Origin of the sequence: Bartonella capreoli (genome assembly GCF_902813205.1) — a bacterium.
GTDB classification, from domain to species: domain Bacteria; phylum Pseudomonadota; class Alphaproteobacteria; order Rhizobiales; family Rhizobiaceae; genus Bartonella; species Bartonella schoenbuchensis.
Map to the genome: position 1 here is coordinate 1 of NZ_CADDZX010000406.1, position 383 is coordinate 383.

General features: G+C 38.6%; 1 protein-coding gene. It reads right to left on the reverse strand.

What is annotated here, in order from left to right; translation table 11 throughout:
• Window positions 1-274 (reverse strand): dihydrodipicolinate synthase family protein (locus J7R05_RS09015; protein WP_208541941.1); only part of this gene is annotated, 274 nt, incomplete at its 3' end.
• Between the last annotated feature and the right edge of the window lie 109 nt (window positions 275-383).

Consider the following 383-nt stretch of genomic DNA (forward strand, 5'->3'; position numbering starts at 1 on the left):
CATGTTTGACAAGATCCACAGCCTCATCGGTACTATTCGACCCTGCCCCTGCAACAACAGCAATACGCTTAGCAACCTGCTCAACACATAACCCTACAACTCGCTTATGTTCTTCATGGCTTAAAGTTAGTGACTCACCCGTTGTTCCAACAGGGATTACACCATTAATACCCTGTATAACCTGCCATTCAACAAAATCGCAAAATGATTTTTCATCGACATCACCATTTTCATCAAATGGTGAGATAAGTGAAGACAACACTACCTCGAGCATGATAAACTCCTCGCAATTTAAGTTTTACTTAAAAACAATTGTCTTTTAAACTACTCATTATAGAGCATAGACCCGCACTATTCTTGAAACAAGAAGAATTCTATAAATT